This is a genomic window from Pseudescherichia vulneris (genome assembly GCF_902164725.1).
GTDB lineage: Bacteria > Pseudomonadota > Gammaproteobacteria > Enterobacterales > Enterobacteriaceae > Pseudescherichia > Pseudescherichia vulneris.
In genome coordinates this window covers 2,032,323-2,036,148 of record NZ_LR607338.1, presented here as the reverse complement: position 1 = coordinate 2,036,148, position 3,826 = coordinate 2,032,323, and the positions used below count along the sequence as shown (strand labels likewise).

3 protein-coding genes and 1 pseudogene are annotated in these 3,826 nt (G+C 58.9%); 3 read left to right on the top strand and 1 reads right to left on the bottom strand.

The features are described 5' to 3' along the window. From FN633_RS08720 to FN633_RS08710, 3 genes and pseudogenes are all read left to right on the top strand, one after another. Positions 1-395 (top strand): zinc-binding dehydrogenase (locus FN633_RS08720; RefSeq protein WP_154058870.1); only part of this gene is annotated, 395 nt, incomplete at its 5' end. A 31-nt stretch (positions 396-426) separates the two neighbouring features. After that, a pseudogene (locus FN633_RS08715) lies at positions 427-1,334 on the top strand (LysR family transcriptional regulator). A gap of 97 nt (positions 1,335-1,431) precedes the next feature. Next, on the top strand, positions 1,432-2,793 hold the full coding sequence (locus FN633_RS08710) for an HdeD family acid-resistance protein (protein ID WP_154057438.1): 1,362 nt from the start codon (positions 1,432-1,434) through the stop codon (positions 2,791-2,793). Between the two features lie 7 nt (positions 2,794-2,800). Here FN633_RS08710 and FN633_RS08705 read toward each other — a convergent pair whose 3' ends face one another. Next, positions 2,801-3,775: an apurinic/apyrimidinic endonuclease family protein gene (locus FN633_RS08705; RefSeq protein ID WP_154057437.1), complete on the bottom strand. Its 975-nt coding sequence runs from the start codon at positions 3,773-3,775 to the stop codon at positions 2,801-2,803. Positions 3,776-3,826: the final 51 nt, after the last annotated feature.

Genomic DNA, 3,826 nt, shown 5'->3' with positions numbered 1-3,826 from the left:
CCGACGGCAACGGCGCAGATATTATTCTCGATATCATTGCAGGTGACTATGTCGCGCGTAACTACGAAGCAGCGGCAATGCACGGGCGCATCGTGCAGATTAGCGTGCTCGCCGGCCCAGCTAAAGAGCTAAACCTGTTCCCGATGCTCACCAAGCAGCTGATGCATATTGGCTCTACCCTGCGCTCACGCTCGCCTGCTGCAAAGGCGGAGATCATCGAAGCGCTTAACAACAACGTCTGGCCGCTTATCGAGGCTGGAAAGCTGAAGCCGCAGATCTATAAAACCTTCCCGCTTACGGAGGCTGCTGATGCCCACCGGCTGCTGGACGAAGGGACGCACATCGGCAAAGTGGTGTTAATTGCAGATGAGGATGAGGCAGCGGACCGTATATAATCAGCCGTAAGATGACAAACGGGGATTATAGATGGATCAGCTGGTGGCGATACGGGCCTTTGCCCGGGTAGTAGAGGCGGGTAACTTTACCCGCGCGGCAGACTCGCTGGAGATGCCCAATGCTACGGTCAGCAAGTTGATTCAGGACCTGGAGGCGCACCTTGGTGTGCGCCTGCTCCAGCGTACCACCCGCCGCGTGACGGTTACCCCCGAGGGCGTGACTACTACGAAAAGAGCGCCCGCATTCTGCGCGATCTAGAAGATATCGACACCTCCTTTAGCGCTGCCCGTGATAAGCCACATGGCCTGCTGCGTATCGACATCGGCGGTTCAACCGCCCGCGACGTGCTCATCCCTATCCTTCCCGAGTTTATGACCCGCTATCCAGATATTCGCATCGATCTGGGGGTATCCGATCGTACGGTTGATCTGATTAGCGATAACGTGGACTGCGTGATCCGCGGTGGCCCGCTGGAGAGCTCCTCCCTCATTGCGCGGCATATCGGCTCGGCAACGCTGATCACCTGCGCGACGCCAGCGTATCTGAAAACCTTCGGCACGCCCGCCTACCCGGACGAACTCAAAAACGGCCACCGGCTGGTAAGCTATCTTTCGCCGCAAAACGGCAGAGCCTTCCCCTTTCGCTTCGAGCATAACGGCGAGAAAACGGATATTAAGGTCGATTATCGTATCGGCGTTAACGAGAGTAACGCGCATCTGGCGGCAGGCCTGGCGGGACTGGGCGTTATCCAGACCTTTAGCTATTCGATAGCGGAAGCGCTGCGCAATGGTACGCTGGTGGAGATCCTCAAAGCGTGGCGGCCAGCGCCCTACCCTTTTCACGTGGTTTATCCGCAGAGCCGTCACGTCACCCATCGGCTACGGGTGTTTATCGACTGGCTGTTAGAGCGCTTTCCGCAGCGGGTAGCAGGGGCGTGATGTCGCCTCCATCGATGATTACAAAATAGACAACTCATTGCGCACGCTAACAGCAGCCAGGTTATAAATAGGGAAAGTCTATTGCGGATACGCGCCTATGATGCGGCTAACCCTGATCCTGCTTGGCATTGATTTTTTGCGATCGCACTGGCGCGGGCTGCGTCGTTTCGGTTGGGTGACGCTCATCGCAGGCGTAGTGCTGTTTATCGACGCCCTGGACGGCGCGCTGTTCTTTCCCATTGAGCTATTCGCCTCGCTGCTGCTGTTTGAAGGCGGCGCGACGCTGATGGTAGCCCACAGCGGCATGGGGGGCCAACGGATCCTACGCTACGTTAAAGGCGCGGCGTTCTCTCTTGCTGCGATGCTGGTCCTTGCCGGAAACCACGATGGTAATTTCCTGCTATCGATGATCTTCGGCCTGCTCTTCCTGTTTGACGGCGCGCTACAGATCGCCTCTGCGGTTGTCGTCCGCTATCAACGCTGGCGGCCTGCGCTGTGGGGCGGGATCGTTGAGATTGTGCTGGCCCTGTTTTTCTTCCAGCCGTGGCCCTCCAACTATGCCGGCACCGTCCCCTACTGTCTTGGCCTGGTGCTGGCCTTTGCCGGCTGGAACCTGTTTATCCTCGCTAACCGCGTTAAGCGGGCAGCGGTTAACCCTGGCCTGAAGGGCGAAGAGTTTATGTCGGAGACGGAGACGGTGCCCCCCGCGGTGGTGGAGTGGAATGGCCCGCCGGAGGACGACGAGAAAGCGTTGACCGTCCACGTCTGGACGCCGGTGGGCTCCGCCGCGAGCGAGGCCGTTCCGCGCCCGGTCATCAGCCGCTATATCGCCGCCGTGGATCGCAACGGCGTCATCTCTACCGGCCATGCCGCGCTGGAGTCTCCCGGCGGCATCTACATCAGCCTCTATCCTGCCGTACAGATTGACCGCTCGCCAGATGCCTTCGCCCGCACTCTGCGCGCCACGCCGGAGAACGACGTGCCGGGGCAGTATCAGCCGGACTATGCCACGGAGTCCGTGCAGTGGTGCCCCTCAACGCGGAAGGTGCGCATCCGCAACTACAGCGAGGCGCGGCTGGCTGCGTTCTGGGAGAACTATCGCCAGGATGAGTCCTACAATCTGACGCACCGAAACTGCTCCAGCACCGTGGCCCGGGCGCTGGAAGCCGCGCTGGAGGGCTCGGTCGGCAGGTTATGGCAGTCGCGCGGATTCTGGATGGCGATGGGTAAGCTGATGTCTACCCCGGAGCTGTGGGTAGCGCTCCAGCTGCGCAAGCGCGCGGAGACGATGGCGTGGACGCCAGGACTGGTGCTGGACTATGCCCGGGCCCTGAGCATGCTCGCCGATCCGCGTCCCACCGGCTGGTTCAATACCCTGGGCCGCGCGCTAAAAAGGATGTTCCATCGCCGGGTTGCCTGGGAGAGAGGCGAAAGCGGCGAAGGGATGGAGAGGGAGTAGTGGAGCCCTACTCAGAACGTGGCTTTGCCCCTGACAGCGCATATTCATAGAGCCTGTCGCGGGCAAGGTTTTTCATCTTCACCTCACACATGAGGTCAAAATCCACAAACGACAGCGCCCAATCATTTAGCGTTGGGTTGAAGAAGAAATCAGAGTGTGCCCTGAGCTTGGTTTTTGGCACGCCCAGGCTGCTCTGCTCCGGGAATCCCTGCTCGGGGATAATCCCCTCCTGCGAGATGGAGTAGTGCATCACCGGCCTGACGTCCCGCCACGACGCCTTTACCTGCTCAATGCGTGGGTCGTTGGGCTGGATAAACTCCGCCTCTTTCACCCAGTGATGGTGAATATCCACCACGATCGGGCAGAGATCCTTCGCCTGCAGAACATCGTCCAGCGAGCAGGAGATCTCATCGTTCTCGATGGTCAGCATTCGCCGGGCTTCCGGACTGAGCCTGCCGAAGGCGCTTTTAAACCCGGCAAAACCCGCTTTACCATTCATATGAATATTGATTTTGAAATCCTGGAAGGTTTTGCCATAGCCCATCAGCGTGGCGCAGAGCGTATGGTACTCCACATCCTCCAGCGCGCGCTCCACCACCAGCACATTATCCGAGGCGAGGACCGAGTACTGCCCTGGATGAAACGAGAGGCGGATGTCATTCGCGCGGGCAAACTCCCCACATTTGGTAAACAGCGGATAGAGCTCCGGCAGAAACTCGTTATACAGTGCAGTGGCCTCGGGCACGGTATAGAGCGGCAGCAGGTCGCTGCCGATGCGCATCATCCGCAGCGCGGGGGGCAACTGCGCCAGCTCTTGAAAGAGCAGATAGAGATTAGTCAGGTTGGTCGCTGACAGCGTGTAGATCAGCGTTGATCGCGCTTCGCTCTCCAGACTCAAAAATCGCGTACGGGTGGTGGCTTTAAAGGGGAAACGCTGCTTTAAATCCGGGTCCAGAAACTTACAAGCGAAGCCTAATTTCATGTATCCTCCACAAGATATCCTTGTGAAAGCTTAGCAGCCACCGTCAGTACC